General features: G+C 41.8%; 19 protein-coding genes and 1 other RNA gene. 9 read left to right on the forward strand and 11 right to left on the reverse strand.

The window, feature by feature from the left end; genetic code table 11:
- Positions 1-41: 41 nt before the first annotated feature.
- The gene (locus tag MS_RS05220) at positions 42-1,604 is read right to left on the reverse strand and encodes an ATP-dependent nuclease (RefSeq protein ID WP_011200312.1); all 1,563 of its coding nucleotides are present in this window, start codon (positions 1,602-1,604) and stop codon (positions 42-44) included.
- 91 nt (positions 1,605-1,695) lie between these two features.
- On the opposite strand from MS_RS05220, the gene MS_RS05225 reads away from it, so the two are divergent.
- Both MS_RS05225 and ssrA read left to right on the forward strand, forming a co-directional pair.
- Positions 1,696-2,601, forward strand: a complete 906-nt coding sequence (locus tag MS_RS05225; protein ID WP_011200313.1) for a lysine exporter LysO family protein — start codon at positions 1,696-1,698, stop codon at positions 2,599-2,601.
- A gap of 99 nt (positions 2,602-2,700) precedes the next feature.
- Positions 2,701-3,067, forward strand: a transfer-messenger RNA (tmRNA) gene (gene ssrA, locus MS_RS11010).
- 211 nt (positions 3,068-3,278) lie between these two features.
- Here ssrA and MS_RS05230 read toward each other — a convergent pair.
- The 6 genes from MS_RS05230 to sohB all read right to left on the reverse strand — a co-directional run bounded on the left by MS_RS05230 (position 3,279) and on the right by sohB (position 10,054).
- Positions 3,279-4,628, reverse strand: a complete 1,350-nt coding sequence (locus MS_RS05230) for a rhodanese-like domain-containing protein (protein WP_011200315.1) — start codon at positions 4,626-4,628, stop codon at positions 3,279-3,281.
- Between the two features lie 66 nt (positions 4,629-4,694).
- Positions 4,695-6,065, reverse strand: coding sequence for a rhodanese-like domain-containing protein (locus MS_RS05235; RefSeq protein WP_041639735.1), 1,371 nt, complete (start codon positions 6,063-6,065; stop codon positions 4,695-4,697).
- Between the two features lie 8 nt (positions 6,066-6,073).
- Entirely contained in the window at positions 6,074-7,090 is a 1,017-nt protein-coding gene (locus MS_RS05240; protein ID WP_011200317.1) for a YeeE/YedE family protein, read from the reverse strand.
- Between the two features lie 318 nt (positions 7,091-7,408).
- On the reverse strand, positions 7,409-7,621 hold the full coding sequence (locus MS_RS05245) for a transcription antiterminator/RNA stability regulator CspE (RefSeq protein ID WP_011200318.1): 213 nt from the start codon (positions 7,619-7,621) through the stop codon (positions 7,409-7,411).
- Positions 7,622-8,007: 386 nt separating this feature from the next.
- Complete coding sequence (locus MS_RS05250) at positions 8,008-8,826, reverse strand: OmpA family protein (protein WP_011200319.1); 819 nt, start codon at positions 8,824-8,826, stop codon at positions 8,008-8,010.
- A gap of 166 nt (positions 8,827-8,992) precedes the next feature.
- Positions 8,993-10,054: a protease SohB gene (sohB, locus tag MS_RS05255; protein WP_011200320.1), complete on the reverse strand. Its 1,062-nt coding sequence runs from the start codon at positions 10,052-10,054 to the stop codon at positions 8,993-8,995.
- Positions 10,055-10,490: 436 nt separating this feature from the next.
- Here sohB and trpE point away from each other — a divergent pair, with 436 nt between their 5' ends.
- The 6 genes from trpE (at position 10,491) to trpA (ending at position 17,234) form a co-directional block, all read left to right on the forward strand.
- On the forward strand, positions 10,491-12,029 hold the full coding sequence (gene trpE, locus MS_RS05260) for an anthranilate synthase component I (RefSeq protein ID WP_011200323.1): 1,539 nt from the start codon (positions 10,491-10,493) through the stop codon (positions 12,027-12,029).
- 14 nt (positions 12,030-12,043) lie between these two features.
- Positions 12,044-12,622, forward strand: a complete 579-nt coding sequence (locus tag MS_RS05265; RefSeq protein WP_011200324.1) for an aminodeoxychorismate/anthranilate synthase component II — start codon at positions 12,044-12,046, stop codon at positions 12,620-12,622.
- A gap of 43 nt (positions 12,623-12,665) precedes the next feature.
- Positions 12,666-13,667: an anthranilate phosphoribosyltransferase gene (gene trpD, locus MS_RS05270; protein ID WP_011200325.1), complete on the forward strand. Its 1,002-nt coding sequence runs from the start codon at positions 12,666-12,668 to the stop codon at positions 13,665-13,667.
- 12 nt (positions 13,668-13,679) lie between these two features.
- Complete coding sequence (gene trpCF, locus MS_RS05275) at positions 13,680-15,086, forward strand: bifunctional indole-3-glycerol-phosphate synthase TrpC/phosphoribosylanthranilate isomerase TrpF (RefSeq protein WP_011200326.1); 1,407 nt, start codon at positions 13,680-13,682, stop codon at positions 15,084-15,086.
- 145 nt (positions 15,087-15,231) lie between these two features.
- Positions 15,232-16,428, forward strand: a complete 1,197-nt coding sequence (gene trpB, locus MS_RS05280; protein WP_011200327.1) for a tryptophan synthase subunit beta — start codon at positions 15,232-15,234, stop codon at positions 16,426-16,428.
- Positions 16,428-17,234, forward strand: a complete 807-nt coding sequence (trpA, locus tag MS_RS05285; protein WP_011200328.1) for a tryptophan synthase subunit alpha — start codon at positions 16,428-16,430, stop codon at positions 17,232-17,234. The genes trpB and trpA overlap by 1 nt, the downstream gene beginning before the upstream one ends.
- Before the next feature lie 240 nt (positions 17,235-17,474).
- Here the strand turns inward: trpA and MS_RS11015 are convergent, their stop codons facing one another.
- The 3 genes from MS_RS11015 to MS_RS05295 all read right to left on the reverse strand — a co-directional run bounded on the left by MS_RS11015 (position 17,475) and on the right by MS_RS05295 (position 19,820).
- Entirely contained in the window at positions 17,475-17,618 is a 144-nt protein-coding gene (locus MS_RS11015) for a FeoB-associated Cys-rich membrane protein (RefSeq protein ID WP_011200330.1), read from the reverse strand.
- A 1-nt stretch (position 17,619) separates the two neighbouring features.
- Complete coding sequence (locus MS_RS05290) at positions 17,620-19,491, reverse strand: ferrous iron transporter B (protein ID WP_011200331.1); 1,872 nt, start codon at positions 19,489-19,491, stop codon at positions 17,620-17,622.
- Between the two features lie 68 nt (positions 19,492-19,559).
- The gene (locus MS_RS05295; protein ID WP_011200333.1) at positions 19,560-19,820 is read right to left on the reverse strand and encodes a FeoA family protein; all 261 of its coding nucleotides are present in this window, start codon (positions 19,818-19,820) and stop codon (positions 19,560-19,562) included.
- A gap of 322 nt (positions 19,821-20,142) precedes the next feature.
- Between MS_RS05295 and MS_RS05300 the strand changes: the two genes are divergently transcribed.
- Entirely contained in the window at positions 20,143-20,733 is a 591-nt protein-coding gene (locus tag MS_RS05300) for an opacity family porin (protein ID WP_041639738.1), read from the forward strand.
- A 527-nt stretch (positions 20,734-21,260) separates the two neighbouring features.
- Here MS_RS05300 and MS_RS10865 read toward each other — a convergent pair.
- Positions 21,261-22,466: a hypothetical protein gene (locus tag MS_RS10865; protein ID WP_157847498.1), complete on the reverse strand. Its 1,206-nt coding sequence runs from the start codon at positions 22,464-22,466 to the stop codon at positions 21,261-21,263.
- Between the last annotated feature and the right edge of the window lie 2 nt (positions 22,467-22,468).

Genomic DNA, 22,468 nt, shown 5'->3' on the forward strand with positions numbered 1-22,468 from the left:
ACTTTATCACAATAAACTGTATAAATAAACAGTTTTAATTATCAGGATTCCTGCGTTCGGGTTAAACTCACCACTTTTGAAAATAATCGTTTAAATAACAACGGAATAGAATCCCGTCCGCGATTTGCCATTTCGTTGGATAAGGTGATGGCCAAATCCGGTTTTGAGGTACGCTGAATAGCTTTTTGAATAATTTTGTGAATAGGATAATGTCCGCCTTGCGGCTCCCAACGCGCTAAACGGATAAACACGTTTTCAAAGCCTGATGAATAGAAGAAATGTTCGATATCCTGTCTTGGTAAGGTAGTCACCCGGTTTGATAGCAACTCATGCTCTAATAACATGGTTTTTACCGTCTCGGTGTATTTTTTGCCCGCTTCATCGCCGTCAGTTAACGCATACCATTCGATGCCCATTGCCCGGGCATATTTAATTAACGGACGAATGCCGGATTGCGCGAATTCGACGATACGAATTCCTTCAATATCCAGATCAATACCTAATAATTCCGCCAATTCGGATAAAATCCACACTTCCGTTTCCCCCTCAACTAAGATCCATGTACGAGCAAACAAAGCGCGACTACGGTTATGGTGAACGTGAAAAGACAAACGGCGTAAATCTTCTTTGCCCAAATCCCGGCGATTCAGCTGATAGGCGCGGGTGCGATCATCATAACGGACTAATCGGCAAATAGAGCGCAAATTCACTTGTGAAATCAGCTCCACGGAATTGGTAGTAGTAATTCGTTGAATGGGCAAATAATTGGCAAGTTTCCACACAATGGCAACCATTCTCGGATGTAAACGGGTGGCGACATCTTCTAACAGCAAAATCGGGCGCATAAAGCGATGAGAACCAGGGTTTAACTTGCCGTTGTGTTCGAATAAAGAGGTAATAGCATTCACTAAACGCTGCTGCAATTCCGGATTTTTCCGCTGCTCCAACCGATAACACAAAGACTGCGCCAAATCCCACAATACGCCCGGGTCGGAAGACATTTGGGCATATTCCTGAGTTTCAACAAAATAATATTTGACCAATTCGGTCACTGCATACAATTCTCTGCTGACCGCATCAATATTTTCGGCATATTTTAACGGCTGGGAATTGGCTTTATGTCGGTTTAAACGCGCATCGCGAAAACGGTAGACGGGATGATCATGGGTTAATTCTTTCACTAAAAAATCCACATTTTCGACGTCTATCGGCTGCCCTTGTTGATCAAGAAAAGAATAATAGGTCTGTACCTGATTCTGTTCGTTTATATCGCCCGATACGCGTAAATAAATTCGTTCAAAACCGTCTTCATGGGGGACGAAAATATGTCGATAAACGGGGTTAAATTTCTCATGTTCTTCATTAATACTACTTTCGCTAAAGGTGAAAAGTAACGTAATATCCTTCATATTATCCGCCCGATGAAAATCCGTCGGCACAAAATGATAAAGCCCGTTATCCACATTTAAAATCAGGCTCAATGCGGACAACAAACTGGATTTACCCCAGGAATTTTCCCCGATTAATACCATATCCGGACGTAAATGAATGGATAACCGCTTAATACCGCGAAAACCCGAAATATCTAACTGGCGTAAATACATATAAAAATCCTCTACAGTTTTCTTATAGCCTACCTTAATTTGTCAACAGTTGATATACTAACGCGCTAATTTAATCGAGAAGACGAATTTTATGGAAGGATTACTCATTGTTCTTGTGCCTATGCTGTTGGGCTATTTAATTAAAACAAAAAATACCGGTTTATTGCAATCCATCAACAAAACGGTGATGGTACTGCTTTTTATTATCCTGTTTGTAATGGGGGTTTCCCTCGGACAATTAGATGATCTGGCGACAAAATTACCCGTTATCGGCATCTCCGCACTGGTTTTTATCGTTTGCATTTTAACCTGTAATATTATCGGACTGCTCGCCTATGATAAATTATCGCCCCGCCCTTTAAAACACCTCGGCACAGACATTCCGCCGCGGGGAAAATTGTTATTGGATAGTCTAAAACTCTGCTCAATGGTTATTTTCGGATTTCTCTTCGGTTTATGCACAAAAGGCGGCTTCGATTTGCCGTTACATGCCAGCACTTACGTATTGGTTGCGTTAATCTTTTTTGTCGGCATTCAGCTACGCAATAACGGTATATCATTGCGAGAGGTATTGTTTAATAAACGGGGAATTTATACCGCAATCATCATGATTATTACCGCCTTAATCGGTGGCATCGTCGCCAGCTTATGGTTGGGACTGCCCGTCACTCAAGGGCTTGCCATTGCGTCCGGATTAGGCTGGTATTCGCTTTCCAGTGTTGTGATTAACGATGCCTGGGGGCCGGTTTTCGGCAGTATCGCTTTTTTTAACGATTTATCCCGGGAAGTGTTCAGCCTGTTTATTATTCCGTTTTTTATGTTTAACTACCGCTCCACCGCGGTCGGTTTGGCCGGCGCAACCGCATTGGACTGTACATTACCGGTAATTCAACGTTCAGGCGGCATGGAAGTAGTTCCTCTTGCCATCAGCTTCGGTTTTGTCACCAACATTGTACCGCCCGTTTTATTGGTATTTTTTTCTTCTATTCCGTTGTAAAACTTTACAAAAACCGACCGCACTTTATGCAATCTCCGTCAAGTGCGGTCATTTTTCTTTAACTTTTATAAAATTCTTGTTAAACTAACCGCACTTTTTGGGGCTGATTCTGGATTCGACGGGATTGGCGAAGCCCAAGGTGCACGTCGAGGTGCGGTAGGCCTCGTAAATAAACCGCAAAAAAATAGTCGCAAACGACGAACAATACGCTTTAGCAGCTTAATAACCTGCATTTAGCCTTCGCTCCCTAGCTTCCGCTCGTAAGACGGGGATCAAGCGGAGTCAAACCTAAACGAGATCGTGTGGACGCTTCGGCTTGGAGATCGAAACACTAAATTGAATCAAGCTAGTTTATTCTTCGCGTGTCTGTCCGCAGGGGGTAAATGAAATTAAAGACTAGACTAAACGTGTAGTGCTGAAGGTAGAGTAATTTCGGACGCGGGTTCAACTCCCGCCAGCTCCACCAAATATACCTAAACAGAGATATAATAAAATCAATTAGTTATTTATTATATCTCTTTTTCATATAACTATTAGCCAACCAAAAACGATCCGTATTTAATCCGTAAATGAGAGTAAATTCCTAGAAAATATCCAGAAGCTTGCCGATCGCCCAGAAAGGTTCCTTTACGAAAATCTTTTTAAGATTAGCGATAAGCTAAGAGGCTATTTGGTCATTATTTCTGTCCGAAATCATTTTTAGAGTCAGGCTTAGCCATATTATTCGGCGCGCCTTTTTGTACCGGAAATACCGAGTCCATCTGCCACGCATTCCAACCGCCGTCATAGACATAGGCATTGTCCCAGCCGGCAAGTTGTGTCATAAACCAAGAAACGCCGGCACGCCAACCAGTACCGCAATAAAATGCGATTGGGTCACCTTGATTGATATTTTGTTCTTTCCACAAGGCAAAAATTTCTTTCGGATTCCGCAAAGTACCGTCAACATCATAGTAATCCGCCATATTGGAGGCGTCTGTTCCTGCAAAGCCCCAGATTGCGCCTTGCGGTTCGCCTTTACCCGGGATATAGCTATAACCGCTGATTTTACCGGTGTATTCGTCCCATGCTCGGTTACTGATTAGTTTTAATCCCTGCTTTTGGCGGGCAATCGCTTCTTGTGGCATTGAAATATTGATTTGCGGGTTAAGCGGGATTTCCGCGCCGAATTGACTGACAGGTGTCGGCGTATTTACTGCTGTTTCCGTCGCAAAACCGGCTTTTGTCCAAGTGGTTAAATTGCCGTTTAACACTCGTACGTCTTTGACTCCAGCCCATTTCAACGCCCAGAAAATACGATAAGCGGCAAGCTGGTTATCGGAATACAGGATAATCGTTTTATCTTTGTTGATACCGGCGTTAAGTAAATTTTGCTCAATTATTTTCGGATCGGAAAGATTCCAAACCGGATCATTTTCCACCCAGTCGGTGTTAAAGTGGAAAGCACCCGGGATATGTTGTTTGTACTCTTCCGATTTTTCAACCGGCCCCCAACCCACGTGAAAAACTATAAAATCATCATTTTGGTAGCTTTCCGGTTTTTCACCTTTGATAACCGCATTTACCCATTCGGGCGAAACGCTGTATTCAAAATTCGGAAACGCTTCAAGCGGGTTATCACTGTTTGCGTAACTCAAATAATCTTTAAATACGCGAACCTTATAGCCTTTTTCGGCAAACTTGTCGCTTAAACAGTTAAGCTGTTCACTATTGCTATCATAGAAAACCAAGGTCTTATCTTTAGTTAATCCCTTGTCTTTGGCGAATTTTTCAAATTTATCATCGGCAATATGTGCTAACCAGTTACAGCTGAATTGTACCGCACCTTTGATATGTCCGCCGCGTTTAGCATCGCCGTCTTTAAAGCCGTTATACAGGCTGTCGGATCGCCCGTCGATAATCACAAATTCGGGGTTGTCCAGATTTTTCAATAGCTCGTCCGTTTTAATCTCTTTCACGGATTTATCATCACAGGCGCTAAGTGTTAAAGCAACCGCCGTTGCGATCAAGGTTAGTTTGATGTTCATAGTCTTTCCTTTTTTGAAAAAGTATGAGGTGTGTCATCACAACACACCTTTTTGAAAAATCAGGGTTTAGCCCCGGCAAGAGTTAGTCTTCTTCAACATTCTACCGGAATCATTTTTTGCATCGGGCTTCAATAAACCCGTCGGAGCGCCTTTTTGCACCGGTAATTCCGTCATCTGCCATGCATTCCAGCCGCCGTCATAAACTGCGGTATTCCGCCAACCGAGTAGTTGAGTCATAAACCACGGCACAGAGGCTCGCCAGCCCGTTCCGCAGTAAAAAGCCAACTGATCGCCTTGTACGATACCTAATTCCTGCCATAACGCTTCAATCTCTTTCGGATTACGTAAGGTATCGTCCGGATCGTAAAAATCCGCTACATTAGAAGGTGCGGAACCGGAAAAGCCCCAAATCGCCCCTTGCGGTTCTCCGGTTGCCTGAATGGCATCATCACCGCTGACCTCACCGATATATTCTTCCCAAGCGCGGCTACTGATTAGCTTTAATCCTTGCTGTTGGCGGGCGTAAGCTTGTTGCGGTTGTGCAATGGATAGTTGCGGATTTGTCGGAATATGCCCGCCGAAATTGTTGACGGGCTGAGGAATATTGACTTTGGTTTCTGTTGGAAAACCCGAATCCATCCAGGTTGAAAGGTTACCGTTTAACACTCGCACATCTTCAACTCCAGCCCATTTCAATGCCCAGAAAATACGGTATGCCGCCAACGGGTTATCGGAATAGAGGATGATGGTTTTATCTTTGGTAATGCCGTTTTTCAGTAGATTCCGTTCAATAGTTGCCGGCTCAAGTAAATTATGTACCGGCGCTTCGCCTTCCACCCAGTCGGTATCAAAATGATATGCGCCGACAATATGTTGGGTATAGGCTTTTGCATTTTCTAACGCTCCCCAAGACACTTCAAACAGCATAAAGTCGTCATTGGTATAGCTTTCCGGTTTTTCTCCTTGGAGTACGGAATAAACCCATTCCGGCGATACGCTGTATTGGAAATTCAGCAATGATTCAAGCGGATAGCCCGCATTGACGTAACTAATGAAGTCGCTAAAAGTACGCACTTTGTAACCTTTTGCTGCGAACTCTGCCGAAATACAGGCTAAATTGTCCGGGTTCGAATCATAAATAACCAAAGTCTTGTTTTTAGTTATTCCTTTTGATTCGGCAAAACTATCGAATTTACCGGCTTCAATCGAATCAAACCAGCTGCAGGTAAATTGGATTGAGCCTTTAATATGTCCGCCGCGGCTGGCATGTTTGTCTTTAAAACCGTTGTACAGGCTGTCGTTACGGGAATCAATAATCACATACTGCGGGTTATTCAAATTCTGCAACAGTTCGGCAGTATCTATCGGTTGGACTTTATTATCGTTACAAGCGGTCAGAAACAGCGAAAAAATTGCAAAAAGAGCGGTGTATTTCATAAATATCCTTAAATGCGGCATTGTGTCGGTTTCACTAAGACTGATGTTAGCCAACAACCGATCATAATCATCAAGGTCGCCAACCATCCCTGCCATGAGAAATAAGCGGTCGAAACCAACGCATTAGTGATAGTACAACCGCCGGCAAGCGAAGCGCCGATTCCCATTATTACCCCGCCGAGCATACGTTGTAAAATCGCCTTCGGTTCCGGTAAGCGGATTTCAAATTCACCGCTTAATTTGGCGGCGATAAAGGAGCCGAGTAAAATGCCAAGCACAAAATAACTGCCCCAATTTAAGTAACGCTGTTGTCCGATAACGATATATTGCACCACGTTTGCTGTTGGAACGGCGACACCATAACCATAACTTCTGCCGTATTGTTCACTCACCAGCCAAGCCAAAACGCCAAGCAAGCCAATCCATACCGCTGCGGTAAACGGATGCCAATGTTTGGTAAAAATACGATGAGGAATCAGAGCGGTAGTCGGTTCTTGCGGGAATTGATAACGGGGATGTTTGATGTGATAAACAATCATTACAACGGTGATTAATACCAGCACGGTAACTAAAATCCATGGGGAAAGATTGAACGTATTATAAATATTATCAAGGGTTGTAGTTTCAAGTAGTAACGGATTGATCCACTGTTTCAGCGCACCGGTTTGTGTAGCCGCCATCGTTAAAGCAAAGCAGATAAGGGCAATCCAACTACCTACAGCTCCTTCTCTGGTTCGAAACCAGCCACCGCTGGCACAGCAATTTGCCAATACCATTCCGATGCCAAAAAGCAACCCGCCGATTAAAGTGGCTAACAATGGCATGGGAGTATTTGGAATAGTAATTAAGTCCAGACCGCTTAAACTAAAAAAACCGATGGATTGAATAGAAACGGCAATCAGCAATGCCGTTAAAAAACGGAAATTTCGCTGAGTATAAATAATGCGGAAGCCGGACACGAAGCAAAATTGCCCGCGCTGTAAGAAAAAACCGAATAGTAGCCCAATAAAAAGACCGATTAACATTGATTAAACCTTAATACGAACGTCATCAAAATTGAAATAATATTAGAACATAAATACATAGGAAAAGGAAAGCGCAAGCGGTAGGATTTCTATCAAAGTTTGTAAAATCCGGTGGACTATTATTTAAATAAGCGGACAAGAAAAAATAAGTTGTTCAAAATTAATTTATCAGAAGTCCATATCGAGGGAAACGATTATTTTTTAGGCATAATCTATCCTCTGCTTGATAAGCTCGACATAAATCTCTAAATAAATTCCAGAGATTTCTCATATAATTAAGCCCCTCTAGAAAGGGGCTTAACACTATTCAATAAAATATTATTTAATAACCGCAACTTCAACTGCTGCCGGGCCGCGTTGTGTATTTTCTACATTATATTCTACGCGGTCACCTTCATTTAGGCTTCTGTAATTATTGCCCAAAATACTGGAGAAATGAACAAACAGGTCTTTGCTGCCGTCTGCGGGGGTGATAAAACCAAAACCTTTGTCCGAATTGAACCATTTTACTAAGCCGTTTAGTTTAGACATATGTCTTCCTTATTTTAAATTGTAAATTTGTATGCTTGAATCAAGCGGTAGTGCTAATAACGTGAACTTAAATTGAGATGGATATTAAGAAACTTCAAGGAACAAATTTAGAACTTGTAAAGAGGAGATACTATAATAACTTGACTACTATTAAACTTTCGTTTAGCTGAGGCGCATTAGAACATGATTATTTACCTAATGCAAGAAACATTTATTCTTTTTTACTCTGATAAACTTCACTGAAGGATAAAATTCGCCTAAAAATGACCGCACTTTTATGTTATTGGTAGTTTTTCTATTATCACAAAAATAAGCGTTTCTTTTTTCAACGGGAAACGCTTATTTTTATAATGAATGACCGGATTGACTCTGATACTTAGATAAAATTATTTTTGGTAAAATACTGCAGGCCCGACAGATTTTTTTGAGTTCTCTTCAAATTTTTTCAATACCGTACCCGAAGAACTAATTTCAACCCGGCGATTAGGTCGCAGACAGTCTCTCAAAGCTTTACCCGCCTTAAGACCGGTACAAGGTTTAATCTGTTGCGCGGAACCATAACCAATAGCGTCAATATCGGCTTTAACATCACGTGCGATTAACCATTCTTTTACTTGATTTGCACGACGTTGCGATAATTCCAGATTATAAGCCTCAGAGCCTAAACGATCGGTAAAACCTGCAACTTTCACAGTTTTCGCCTTGCTTGCTTTTAATTGCTCTGCAACGCTATCCACCACTTTTTTACCCCGCTCGGTTAAACTGTCTTTATCAAAATCAAACAAAAAATCGGCGCTTAAACTGAATGAAGAATTGGCGTTACAACCGTTCGGATGCCAGAAAAAACTCTGCGCGTTCATATTTTTGTCAAATAGGATTTTATATTGACATATTTTATGCACACCGTTTTCGCGATAGTTAAATGCATAATCAAATTCACGAATTCCGTATAATCCCTCGGAAAAATGCGGACTGCCGATTAAATTACGGATTTGATCTTTATTCATTCCCCGTTCGATCATACGAACGCTATCCCAGTTCGGCCAGGAACCGAATTGACTGCCGTCATGATTGAAACGAGATTCGTCAATTTTTGGCCAAACTAAGTTCTCTGACGTGCCTTCATCCGTTACATCGCTTAAATTACCGCAAGCGATTAGTGAAGTTGCTGCCACAGCAGATAACAAAAGGTGGGTCAATTTCATTTATTTTATCCTTAATTATTATTAGTTTTTATAAAAACCGGAGCTAAACTTTATCTAATATTATTGTAACGATTGAATTTTTTATAAAAAACAAACGCACACGTAAATTCGTTTATATGTTAATTCCAATTACATCGAAAGTAAAACTTAAAGTCGTAAAAATACATTACATCAGTGTCTTATTACCCTGTTTTAACCATTTTAATAAGAGTTTATCCGAACTTTCTTCCGCCTGTTTTCCCAATTTTTGGATTAAAGATTTTTTCACCGCATATTTCACCCCGATAACGGATTTATCTTGCATCGCATCTAAAATCAAGTCATCACTGGTCGCAATTTCATCAACCAAATTTAATGCTAAGGCTTGCTGACCAAACCAATGCTCGCCGGTAGCAATTTTATCAATATCCACCAAAGGACGATTGGCAGTGACAAACTGTTTAAATAAGTCATGGGTTTCTTCTAATTCCTGCTGGAATTTCTGTTTACCTTTTTCGGTATTTTCTCCCACGAAAGTCACCGTCCGTTTATATTCGCCCGCCGTCATCACATCCACATCGACATCATGTTTTTTTAACAAACGGTGAATATTCGGAACCTGCGCCACAACGCCAATAGAACCGATAACGGCAAATGGTGCGGCAACAATCTTATCGGCGACACAAGCCATCATATAACCGCCGCTTGCCGCAACTTTATCCACCGCAACCGTTAATTTAATTCCTTTTTGTTTCAGGCGGGCTAATTGCGAAGCGGCTAAACCGTAACCATGCACTACACCGCCCGGGCTTTCTAAACGCAGTAAAACTTCATCCGTTGCCGGATTGGCAACATTGAGAATAGCACTGATTTCTTCCCGCAATGCGGCGGTTTCCGAAGCGCGAATATCTCCTTTAAAATCCATCACATAAACACAAGGTTTGAGGCTTTCTTCCGTTTTCTCACCTTTTTTGTTTTTGGCTTTATTTTCTTTGGCTTTCTGCTTATCCGCTTTTTTCCGTGCTTTTTCCGCTTGTTTTAATTCCTCATCAGTTAAGCGGAAATCTTTTAATTTTTTCACGTTATCCTGATATTGTTCGGACAAATCCGTTAATTTTAATTCGCCGGTTTGCGGATTTTTCTGCTGTTTTAACGTCATAATTGCTGCCACGATACCGGCAATAACAAGTAAAATCGTCAAAATTTCCAAAATAAAAATGCCGTAACCGACCAAAATTTCAGACCACATTAGTGTTATTCTCCCTTATTAAATATGGAGGTCTATTCTACTACAAGTTTTACAAAAATCTGGCAAAATTCACCGCACTTTTATGCTTAATAAATACCGCTTAAACCGACACTTCAATTTTTCAATTAGAGGCTGTTTATCTTTTAAGTATAAATTTTAATCATTTTGAACCCTAGCACGGCAACGCCGTACTAGGTTACGCATAGTTCCGCCCCTTTGGGGCTGTGAAATTAGGTGCAGAAAAGCTGCTCAACTATGCGTAACTCAGTATGCTTGCGTGCTGGGTATAATAAATCGTTTAATTTTGTTTATTTTATATACTTAAAACATCAACAAGCCTTAATTTCGACTAAATAAAATTGAATTTTTTATTGACAAAAAATTCCTGTACTAGTTTAATAGTGCATAAATATTTTAAAGCAAAAGGAAGCGCACTATGCCAAACGCTTATATTCAAACTCTAAGCAATCCGGTTCAATATCAACAAGATCTCACCGCCGTATTTGCCACAGTCGGGAAAACAAACAGCTTATTATTGGAATCCGCCGAAATCAGTAGCAAAAACAGTTTACAAAGTTTATTAATTATTAATGCGGCGTTAAAAGTATCCTGCTTGGGTCAAATTGTCACATTTACTGCATTAACAGCAAACGGAAGTCATGTTTTACCATTAATTAAAGAAAAGTTACAGGGTAAAACAAAATCCCTTTCCGTTCAGCAAAATAAACTGATTGCGGAATTTTTTCCAATTGATCAAAATCTGGATGAGGACAGTAAATTACAATCCTTAACTGTTTTCGACGGTTTACGCGTAATCAATCAGCTTTATCAGCATAGCAAGCAGCCTGTTTTTCTCGGCGGTTTATTTGCTTACGATTTAGTCGCTAACTTTATTCCGATGAATAACATTACTTTGCAGGACGACGGTTTAAGCTGCCCGGATTATGTGTTCTATCTTGCGGAACAATTGCTTCGTTTGGATCATCCAAGCCAACAAGCCACTTTACAAACCTTCTGTTTTAATGATTCGGAACTGCAGAATTTGCAGCAAAGTGCGGTCGAAATTGACAAAGATTTACGGAATTTAAAACCTCTTTCCGCTATTCAACAAGGTTCTACGGATATTTCGACCAATCACGAAGACGAAAAATTTAAGCAAATTATTACCGCACTTAAACATCATATTTACATCGGTGATGTTTTCCAGATTGTGCCGTCCCGTCGCTTTATCCTGCAATGCCCGAATACTTTAGCCACTTATCGTCAGCTGAAGGAAAATAATCCAAGCCCTTATATGTTCTTTATGCAAGATGAGGAATTCACTTTGTTCGGCGCCTCGCCTGAAAGCGCATTGAAATATTCCGCCGATAACCGTCAGTTGGAAATCTACCCTATCGCCGGTTCCCGTCCGCGCGGATTTGATGCCAAAGGTAAAATTGATCCCGAATTGGACGCGCGCCTGGAACTTGAAATGCGTTTAGATCATAAAGAACAAGCGGAACATTTAATGTTGGTTGACTTAGCCCGTAATGATGTGGCGCGCGTATGCGAAAGCGGAACCCGTCATGTTAAAGAGCTAATGCAGGTGGATCGCTATTCGCATATTATGCACTTGGTTTCCCGCGTAGTCGGCAAACTACGCCCCGAACTGGATGCGCTGCATGCTTATCAGGCTTGTATGAATATGGGGACGCTCACGGGCGCACCTAAAATTAAAGCTATGCAATTAATTTATCAGTTTGAAAAACAAAAACGTCATAGTTACGGCGGTGCGGTGGGTTATCTGTCTTCCGACGGCAATTTAGACACTTGCATCGTTATCCGTTCCGCATTTGTGCAAAACGGCATTGCTTATGTGCAAGCCGGTTGCGGCGAAGTACTGGATTCCGATCCGCAAATGGAAGCGGATGAAACCCGCCATAAAGCGCAGGCGGTCATTAAAGCTATTCTGCAAACAAACGCCCAAGCGAATTAAAAGGAAAAGAACTTATGGCAACTATTTTATTTTTGGATAACTTCGACTCTTTCACTTATAACCTTGTAGACCAATTTCGAGGGCTGGGGCATCAAGTAAAAATTTACCGTAATGACTGTGATTTGGCGTTGCTGGAAAGCATTGCCCTGCAACCCGATACTATTCTTGCCCTTTCGCCGGGCCCGGGTACGCCTGCGGAAGCGGGCAATATGCTTGCATTAATTCAACGGGTAAAAAGTGCGGTGCCGATTATCGGAATTTGTTTAGGTCATCAGGCGCTGATAGAAGCTTTCGGCGGCAAGGTAGTTCATGCGGGTGAAGTTCTGCACGGCAAAGTCTCAAAAATTAATCATGACGAACAGGCGATGTTTCTGAATTTGCAAAATCCGATGCCGGTCGCCCGCTATCATTCTTTGAAGGGAAGCAATCTGCCGGAAGAATTAGTCGTCAATGCGACCTATAACGATATTATTATGGCGTTTCGCCACAAAAATTTGCCGATTTGCGGTTTTCAATTCCATCCGGAAAGCATTTTAACCGTTCAAGGAGCAAAATTACTGGAAAATTCCGTTAACTGGTTGCTCAATAAATAAAAAATACATACTTTTAATGCGAATAAAAACAAGGAATTTCATTATGCAAACACAACAAATTCTTACCCAACTTTTTGATAACCAACCTCTTAGTCAAGAGCAAGCAGCTTTTATTTTTGGCAATATCGTTAAAGGCGAATTATCTAACGAACAGCTTGCCGGCGCCTTAATCGCCCTTAAAATACGTGGTGAAACCATTGATGAAATCACCGGCGCGGTAACCGCTCTGTTAGCGGCGGCAGAACCCTTCCCCGCCCCGGACTATCCGTTTGCCGATATAGTGGGAACCGGCGGCGATAACGCCGACACTATCAATATCTCGACCGCTTCCGCCATTGTTGCGGCAAGCATGGGATTAAAAATTGCCAAGCACGGCAATCGCAGCGTTTCCAGCAAAACCGGCGCAAGCGACGTTTTAACCGCTTTGGGGGTAAATATTCGTATGTCAACGGAACAAGCCCGCAAAGCACTGGATGAAATCGGTATTGCCTTCATTTTTGCCCAACAATATCATTTAGGTTTTAAATATGCAGGTCCCGTTCGCCAAGCATTAAAAACCCGCACTATCTTTAATATTTTGGGGCCGTTAATCAACCCTGCAAATCCGAAACGTCAGTTATTAGGCGTTTATTCGCCAGAGTTACTCAAACCTTATGCGGAAACCAATTTACGTTTAAATCATGAACATAGTATCATTGTTCACGGTTGCGGATTAGATGAAGTGGCAATCCACGGTCTCACCCAAGTTGCGGAATTACGTGACGGCAAAATTGAATATTATAATTTATCACCGAAAGATTTCGGTTTTGAACCTCAACCGTTAGAAAGCCTGCGCGGCGGTGCACCTGAAGAAAATGCGAAAATTTTGACCGCACTTTTACAAGGCAAAGGCAGCGAGCAGCAGGCCCAAGCGGTCGCAATGAACACTGCCCTGTTAATGAAATTATTCGGACATGAAGACATTAAGCAAAACGCCCAACAGGTGCTGGAACAATTAACAACCGGTAAAGCTTTTGAAACCTTAACAAAATTAACCACTTATTAAAATTTAAAGCTTATGAACTTAAACGATAAACCCACTATTCTACAAAAAATCGTGGCGGATAAAATCCAATGGATAAAAGCGAAAGAACAGGTTTTCCCATTGGCTTCATTCAAAGAAAAAATCACAAAATCCGACCGCAGTTTTTATCAGTCGCTCGGCAAAGGTACTCATCAGAATCCGGTTTTTATTTTGGAATGTAAAAAAGCCTCGCCGTCAAAAGGCTTGATTCGTAACGAATTTAACCCTGCTGACATTGCGCAGGTTTACAAAAATTACGCCTCTGCGGTATCGGTATTGACCGATGAAAAATATTTCCAAGGTGATTTTTCCTATATCAAGCAAGTTCGTGACATTGTCACCTGCCCGGTACTTTGCAAAGATTTTATGATAAGCGAATATCAGGTTTATCTGGCACGTTATTATCAGGCGGATGCCATTTTGCTTATGCTTTCCGTGCTTGACGATGAAACCTATAAAAAGCTTGCCGCACTTGCTCACGAACTTGGCATGGGCGTATTGACCGAAACATCTAATCAGCAAGAACTGGAACGGGGCATTGCCCTAGGTGCAAAAGTGATGGGCATTAATAACCGCAATCTCCATGACTTAACGGTAGATTTAGCGCGTACGCCGCCGCTTGCCCAACAAATTCCGGCGGATCGTATTATCGTGAGCGAATCGGGAATTTATTCTCATCAGCAGGTACAACAATTAAAACCTTATGTAAATGCGTTTCTCATCGGTAGCAGCTTAATGGGCAGTGATGATTTAAACAATGCGGTTCGTTCGGTTATTTTCGGTGAAAATAAAGTATGCGGTTTAACCCGTCCGCAGGATGTGCAGGAAGTCTATCGGCAAGGTGCGCTTTACGGCGGATTAATTTTTGCGGAAAATTCAAAACGTTGCGTTTCTCTTCGCCAGGCACAGGAATTAGTAACGGTCGCACCGCTACGTTTTGTGGGTGTATTTCAGAATCAACAAATTGATTTTATTGTAAAAATTGCGACCCAATTAAACCTTTATGCGGTGCAATTGCATGGTGCGGAAAATGAAGAGTTTATCGCCGCACTTCGAATTCAGCTACCTCATCAAATTCAAATCTGGCAAGCCGTTTCTATTGATGTGGCACAGCAAAGTGCGGTCAAAATCGACCGAATTTCTGCCGTAGACCGATATGTTCTGGACAGTAAAACCGCTAACCGACAAGGCGGTACCGGCGTTGCCTTTGATTGGTCAAAAATCCCCGCCGAAATAAAAAATAAAAGCCTGCTTGCAGGCGGGATAACCCCGGAAAACATTGAGCTTGCGCTGGCTCAGCATTGCCTCGGCATAGATTTAAATTCCGGCGTTGAAAGTGCGGCCGGAATAAAAAATCCCGAAAAACTTACCGCAGTTTTTAATAAAATCCATCGGTTTTAAAAAATATCGGGGCCTTAAAAGCCCCGATATTTATTCTATCCAGATAACTTCCCTCCTCAATTAAAAAATTATCAAAAAACCGCTTTACATTTATGTACTAGTTTAATAGTATATTTTCCAGCAAAACAAATATTGAGGAAACAATATGACAGACACAATTTTAGATCCCTACTTTGGAGAATTCGGCGGCATGTATGTTCCCGAAATTCTTATTCCGGTTTTAAAACAATTGGAAAAAGCCTTCGTTGAAGCGCAACAAGATCCCGCTTTCCAGACCGAATTTTTAGATTTACTAAAAAATTATGCCGGTCGCCCCACAGCATTAACCCTTTGTCGCAATTTGACCAAAGGTACAAAAACCAAACTCTATTTAAAACGTGAAGATTTGCTGCACGGCGGCGCGCATAAAACCAATCAAGTATTAGGGCAGATTTTGCTGGCTAAACGCATGGGGAAAACCCGCATTATTGCGGAAACCGGCGCCGGTCAGCACGGGGTTGCTACCGCTCTTGCCTGTGCGATGTTAGGTATGCCTTGCCGCATTTATATGGGTGCGAAAGATGTTGAGCGTCAATCGCCTAATGTGTTCCGTATGCGTTTAATGGGTGCGGAAGTGTTCCCGGTTACAAAAGGTTCCAGCACCTTAAAAGACGCCTGTTGTGAAGCTATGCGCGACTGGGCGGCTAATTATGAAAACACCCATTATTTAATCGGTACCGCTGCCGGCCCTCACCCGTTCCCGACTATTGTCCGCGAATTTCAAAAAATGATCGGTGAAGAAACGAAAGCGCAGATTTTACAACGTGAAGGTCGTCTGCCTGACGCGGTAATTGCTTGCGTAGGCGGCGGTTCAAACGCTATCGGTATGTTTACCGATTTTATTAACGAAACATCCGTACGATTAATCGGTGTGGAACCTGCCGGCAAAGGCATTGAAACCGGCGAACACGGCGCACCTTTAGGCCATGGCAAGCCCGGTATTTACTTCGGCATGAAATCACCGATTATGCAAACGGAAGACGGCCAGATCGAAGAATCTTACAGTATTTCCGCAGGCCTGGACTTCCCTTCCGTCGGCCCGCAACATGCCTATTTAAATTCTATCGGTCGTGCCGAATATCCGAGCATTACCGATGACGAAGCGCTTGAGGCATTTAAAGAATTAGCCCAACACGAAGGCATTATTCCGGCGTTGGAAAGCTCTCACGCTTTAGCCTATGCGTTAAAAATGGCGCGCCAAAATCCGATGCGGGAACAATTATTAGTAGTGAATTTATCCGGTCGAGGCGACAAGGATATTTTTACCGTGGACAAAATTTTTAGTGAAAGAGGTATGCTTTAATGGCTCGTTTTGAAACTCTATTTGCACAACTTAATGCAAAAAAACAAGGCGGATTCGTGCCATTCGTGACATTATGCGATCCTGATCTTGAACGTTCTTTTGATATTATCTGCACCCTTGTAGATAACGGTGCGGATGCCCTGGAACTCGGTTTCCCGTTTTCCGATCCGTTATTGGACGGCCCCGTTATTCAGGCGGCGAATAATCGCGCATTAAACGCCGGTTGCAGTACTGCAGAAAGCTTTAAATTACTGGAAAAAGTGCGGTCAAAATATCCGGAAATTCCAATCGGTTTACTGCTTTGCGCCAATCTGATTTATGCGCAGACTTTAGACGGCTTTTATCGGCGCTGCGCCGAAATCGGTATCGATGCGGTTTTAGTAGCGGACATTCCGCTATTAGCCGCCGAACCTTACATTCAGGCGGCTAAAAAACACGGTATTCAACCTGTATTTATTTGCCCGCCGAATGCCGATGAAAATACGGTAAAAGGCGTTGCCGAACATTCCGAGGGTTACACATATTTAGTTTCTCGAGCCGGCGTTACCAGTGCGGAAAATCAAAGCCATGCGGCAAATTTAGACAGTCTTGTAGAACAACTTAAAGCCCACAATGCGCCGCCGATTCTGCAAGGCTTCGGTATCGCAAAACCACAACAAGTGAAAGAGGCGCTGAATATGGGCGTTGCCGGTGCTATTTCAGGCTCCGCGACAGTAAAAATTATTGAGGCGAATTTAGATAATCATGAGAAATGTTTGGCGGATTTAGCTGAATTTGTCAAGAATATGAAAGCGGCAACCTTATAGAATAAAACCTGAAAAAATAAATCCGCACCTTAAAAGCGGGGCAACATGCCACGATTAAGGTGCGGATTTTTCTATGGTTAGTTACAGAGACTATTTATGTTTTCGCATTCATATTTCAGCAAGAAAGTCTTTTTTTATTCATAATTCTCGAAAGAATTACGCTCCCTTTTAGTGCGGTCGGTAAATAACATTCAAAAAATATCGTTTTTTTGACCGCACTTTTAACTTAAGCCGGATTTATTAATGACAACCTTTTTTACCGCCGCAACGGTCACAACCACCACATAGGCTGTTTTTAGCCGTTTTGGACTTAAATACAAACTTACGTAATACATACAGTATGCACGCACCGACAATTAAGCCGACAATGATATGTTGTTCCATATTAGAAGATCCTTATAGAAATTTGATATACCACAAACGAGAAGATATAAGCTAATACAAATAAATAACCGGCAATCATCAAAGTTTTTTTCATCGAATTGACTTCCCGTTTAATCACCGCCAGCGTTGCCATACACATCGGCGCATAAACGTACCAGGCTAAAAAAGCCAGCGCTGTCGGGATCCCCCATTGTTCGTGCACAATCGGCACCAACGCATTTTGAATTGCTTCTTCCGAGCCGCTAGCACCGACCGCATAAACCGTCCCCAAGGCGGCAACCACCACTTCACGGGCGGCGATGCCCGGAATCATGGCGATACACATTTGCCAGGTAAAGCCTAAAGGTGCAAAAATCGGTTGGATAAGACTACCTAACATGCCGGCAAAACTATAATCAATAGCGGCACCCGCTGCTCCCTCCGGCGCCCCCGGAAAAGTGACTAACGCCCATAAAATAACGCTTAAGGCAAAAATAACCGTACCCGCCCGTTTCAGGAAAGCTTTCACTTTATCCCACAGGCTTGAAAAAATATGTCTAAAGTTCGGTAAACGGAAAGTCGGCAACTCCATTAATAACGGAAATTGACGGATACTGCCTTTACGACGGGCAAGGCGCTTCATAATATAAGCCACTAATCCGGCAGAGAACACTCCGATAAAATATAAGCCGAATAAAACTAACCCTTGCAGATTAAAAATACCCCAAACCGTTTGATCCGGAATTACCGCCCCAATAATCAGTGCATAAACAGGCAGTCTTGCGGAACAGGTCAATATTGGCGCAATGGCAATAGTCACCAGCCGCTCGCGAGGGTCCTGAATGGTTCTGGCGGACATCACCGAAGGCACTGCGCAAGCAAAGCTGGATAACAGCGGTATGAACGCCCGCCCGGATAATCCGCTGGTTGATAATAAATTATCTAACAGAAAAGCCGCCCGCGGTAAGTAACCCGAGTCTTCCAGTAGCAGAATAAAAGCAAACAAAATCGTGATTTGCGGAACAAACACCAAGACACTGCCTACCCCTGCAATTATGCCGTTGAGGATTAAATCCTGTAATATCCCTTCCGGCATCAGAGTGGCAACCCATTCCCCCAGGTTTGCAAAGAAATCTTCAATAAAATCCATCACAGGCTCAGACCAGGAATAAACCGCCTGGAACACGAGCAATAAAACCAGCAACAGCAATACGAATCCCCACACCGGATGTAAGGTGAGGCGATCTAATCGTTGGTGCCACTTCGGCATCACCATTTCTGTTTTGACCGTCTGTGCCAGAATGTCTTCAACTTGTGCATATAACGCATTACTGTCGAGGGATTCTAACAATTGCGCCACTTGATTACTGTCAATACCGGCACTATTTTGCGGCAAATTGGCAATAGCATTTTTTACGCCGCGGATACCCTCTTTTCGAGTGGCCACGGTTTCCAACACGGGAACGCCCAACAACTCGCTGAGTTTTTTCTCATCAATAGTTAAACCGCGGGAACGCGCCACATCAATCAGGTTTAAGGAAACCACCATCGGTAGCCCCAGCATTTTTAATTCCAGTACCATACGCAATGTCATGCGTAGATTAGTGGCGTCGGCTACGGCAATAATGCCGTCAATTTTTCTGCCGTATTTTCCTAAAATTTCATCACGGGCGACGGCTTCATCAAGGGTTGTGGTACGCAAACTGTAAGTACCGGGTAAATCGATAATGCTTACTGAAGGATCATCAACAAATAATCCCTCGCGTCGTTCAACCGTTACGCCGGGATAGTTAGCTACTTTTGCATTAGAACCCGTTAATCCGTTAAAAAGTACGGTTTTCCCGCAATTCGGGGCGCCGACTAAAGCAAAACAAGTCAGTTTATCTTTATTCATACATTAACTTATATTTATAGTGATTATGAGAAAATAATCGGGGTACTTTCGCCAAATACCCCAATCAATTATTTGTTGATATGACAAAGGATTTTACTTGCTTCCGCAGCACGTAAAGAAAATTGGGATAAGTTACTTAATCTCACCGCAAGCGGGCCTTTTCCAAAAACGCCGGCGGCCACAACTTCTACAGGCACGCCCTTAGAAAAGCCTAAATCCGCCAAACGACGACCGACCAACGTATCCAGCTCACCGAATGCTTGATTAGCAACAATAGAATCAATATAAGCAACATTTCCTTTGGTTAGTTTAGATAGAGGGACAACCATTATGAATATCTCCGTTTTAAATTGATTTTAATTTAACGTCGAATTATACACTTACCTTATGGGTTGTAAATGATAATTATTCCTAATTTTGATTTTGATCAGTTTTTTGAACTTTGTTTATTTTATTAAACGTCTTAAATTTCCGATGATACAAGCTTCAAACTTATCCGGATTAAAAAAGTGCGGTCGAATTTCGCCGTTTTTTTATGATTTAGATTGATATCGCCCGCAATTGCGCTTTGTGTGGTGCAGTATTCATCTTCGTGATACAATAAGCCTGCTTTTATTAAGCGTATTATTAATTAACAGGAATTTATTTATTATGAAAAAGACAACATTAGCCGTTGCAATCGGCATACTTGCAATTTCTTCAACCGCTAGTGCTAATTGGTATGTTCAGGGTGATGTGGGTTATTCTAAAATTAAAGCATCCGGCATGGACGACTTAGATTTTAAAGATAATGTATTTGATCAACGAATCAGTGCCGGTTACGATTTCGGCGACATTCGTCTGGCGGTAGATTACAGCCATATCGGTAAAGCCAAAGACCACTATACTCTGTTTAGAGGTGAGCAGTGGGAAACAAGCGGTTCCACTTCGGTAGAAACCAACTCCTTCGGGATTTCCGCAATCTATGACTTTAATCTTAATACCTCGTTAATGCCGTATGTCGGCGTACGCTTGTCTGAAAACAGTCTTAAATTTGAAGATCATTGGCGTGATAATTCCGCTTCGGAAAGTTACAGCGAAACCAAAACCAAATTCGGTTACGGCGCGCTGGCAGGCGTTCAATATCATTTGACCGACAATCTGTTATTAAATGTCGGAGTCGAATATAACCGTTTAGGTAAAGTTGAAGAGGTAAAAATTCATCAATATAGCGCAAAAGCCGGTCTTCGTTATAACTTCTAAGATTGTAGAAGATCAAACTCAATCTGGCAGTCTCCCATTTTATAGTATGGTGAGACTGCCAGATTGAAGATACCGTGCATATATTCTGAAGAAACTTATATTTTAAATAATAAAGTGCGGTCGATTTTCAGTTTATTTTTAATTAAAACTCTCGAAAAATTAACCGCACTTTTTTATAAATACATACAATCCCATAGCCATCAAGAAGATATTCTATTTTATCTAGTTTCTGTATTTATCATATTCCTCACATATACTTTTAAACTTATAACAATACATATAACTAGCATTAAATACAAAACCATGTTTTCTTAAACAAGATGCATATACTTCGCCTAATTTATCCTCTTCTTTGCTATTTTCAATTGACTCTCTACACTTAATGTGTAATTCCTTTGATAAAGGTACTCTTGTTTCTTTATGAACCCATGTATTCTCTCTAAATTTGCTAGAATATGATGGTGTTAAAGAAATCAAAAAGCATCCCGACAGTAAAAATATAAATACCAATAAAAATAATTTCTTAATCACAATCCATCTCCATCTTTTTTAATTGTATTAAATTCTCGAATAGAATCTTTCGGATAAGTTAACTTAAGTAATTTCTTTGTTCTTTCCATTACCTTACTTTGTTCACTATTATTTTCATCATAAATATACTTCAAATTATTAATATTCTGATTAGCCTCCGAATGCGCCTCTAAACCGCTAATACCATTATTCGGCATCGCATTTTTATTATTCCCAATCAAATAACCACCCAATATGCCCGAGTAAACCCTGTCTCCATCCACGCCGATATAGCGGGTAGTCACTCCGGCAAATATGCTTTTTGCCTGACGGTCAATCTCTTCCGACGGGTAAGAGCCTGCAGCATGTAAGTAATCTAATTCGGTATTTTTATAGTCCTGATTCAGATAGTTAGACCAGTTCAACATATTTTTATTTTCCGATACGCCCAGACTATGCGCCATATCCTGCAATTTATATTGCGGTTTACCGTTTGCTGCGGCATAAGCATTGTATTCATCTAGTTTCTTCGCTATTTGTGCATGGTCTTTCGTGGCATTGGATGCGCCAAAAACTGTCGGCATATTTACCCATGCTCTGAACCGCTCAAAACCGGCATACAGAAATTCATTCCAATACCCCGCACTGCCTCTGTTCAGAATAACTCCTAAATCATCTAAAGAAGCTAAGTCATCACCATATAAAATAGCACTTGCCACTTTCTCTTCTCGCGTAAAATTAAGCATGCCGGCTATGGAAATCTTACTCAGCAGCTTAGCCTGTTCTTCCGTTAATATGTTATCACTGTAAATTAACGCTTTTAATTGCTGTGAATTGTCGTTTTCTATATCCAAACAGGAAATATGTTCGCAATCAGGTGTCTTTTTACTCACCGTAAAACTGGAATCTTCATTTTTTTCCGCATTGTAATAAAGCTCGTCACCGGAATCCGAGATATTTTTCACTAATGCAGTTGCTACATCCAAATCCCGTTCTAAATCCGATTTGACCTTTTCCACATCAGTTTTATTTACAGTTTGATGAAGGTTTTCCCGATTGAGTTTGCGAACGGTTTCTTCCACATTTTCACCGAATAACCGCTGTTGGTTTTCACCATCTCTGATTAAAATGTTTTTGGTATTAACCGAACTTGTTGTGATACCGGAGTCCCGTCCTTTATCACTGACTTGTCCTAATACGGCGGTAGAAAGTGCTTTAGCCACCC

This window comes from [Mannheimia] succiniciproducens MBEL55E (assembly GCF_000007745.1).
Taxonomy (GTDB): domain Bacteria; phylum Pseudomonadota; class Gammaproteobacteria; order Enterobacterales; family Pasteurellaceae; genus Basfia; species Basfia succiniciproducens.

Bases quoted from the DNA above. Each gene is read 5' to 3' on its own strand.
- MS_RS05250 (WP_011200319.1), bottom strand. From the start codon at position 8,826: ATGAAATTGACCCACCTTTTGTTATCTGCTGTGGCAGCAACTTCACTA.
- trpD (WP_011200325.1), top strand. From the start codon at position 12,666: ATGCAAACACAACAAATTCTTACCCAACTTTTTGATAACCAACCTCTT.
- MS_RS05240 (WP_011200317.1), bottom strand. From the start codon at position 7,090: ATGTTAATCGGTCTTTTTATTGGGCTACTATTCGGTTTTTTCTTACAG.
- sohB (WP_011200320.1), bottom strand. From the start codon at position 10,054: ATGTGGTCTGAAATTTTGGTCGGTTACGGCATTTTTATTTTGGAAATT.
- MS_RS11015 (WP_011200330.1), bottom strand. From the start codon at position 17,618: ATGGAACAACATATCATTGTCGGCTTAATTGTCGGTGCGTGCATACTG.
- MS_RS05300 (WP_041639738.1), top strand. From the start codon at position 20,143: ATGAAAAAGACAACATTAGCCGTTGCAATCGGCATACTTGCAATTTCT.
- MS_RS05290 (WP_011200331.1), bottom strand. From the start codon at position 19,491: ATGAATAAAGATAAACTGACTTGTTTTGCTTTAGTCGGCGCCCCGAAT.
- MS_RS05225 (WP_011200313.1), top strand. From the start codon at position 1,696: ATGGAAGGATTACTCATTGTTCTTGTGCCTATGCTGTTGGGCTATTTA.
- trpB (WP_011200327.1), top strand. From the start codon at position 15,232: ATGACAGACACAATTTTAGATCCCTACTTTGGAGAATTCGGCGGCATG.
- MS_RS05235 (WP_041639735.1), bottom strand. From the start codon at position 6,065: ATGAAATACACCGCTCTTTTTGCAATTTTTTCGCTGTTTCTGACCGCT.
- MS_RS05220 (WP_011200312.1), bottom strand. From the start codon at position 1,604: ATGTATTTACGCCAGTTAGATATTTCGGGTTTTCGCGGTATTAAGCGG.
- trpE (WP_011200323.1), top strand. From the start codon at position 10,491: ATGCCAAACGCTTATATTCAAACTCTAAGCAATCCGGTTCAATATCAA.
- trpA (WP_011200328.1), top strand. From the start codon at position 16,428: ATGGCTCGTTTTGAAACTCTATTTGCACAACTTAATGCAAAAAAACAA.
- MS_RS05265 (WP_011200324.1), top strand. From the start codon at position 12,044: ATGGCAACTATTTTATTTTTGGATAACTTCGACTCTTTCACTTATAAC.
- MS_RS05230 (WP_011200315.1), bottom strand. From the start codon at position 4,628: ATGAACATCAAACTAACCTTGATCGCAACGGCGGTTGCTTTAACACTT.
- MS_RS05295 (WP_011200333.1), bottom strand. From the start codon at position 19,820: ATGGTTGTCCCTCTATCTAAACTAACCAAAGGAAATGTTGCTTATATT.
- MS_RS05245 (WP_011200318.1), bottom strand. From the start codon at position 7,621: ATGTCTAAACTAAACGGCTTAGTAAAATGGTTCAATTCGGACAAAGGT.
- trpCF (WP_011200326.1), top strand. From the start codon at position 13,680: ATGAACTTAAACGATAAACCCACTATTCTACAAAAAATCGTGGCGGAT.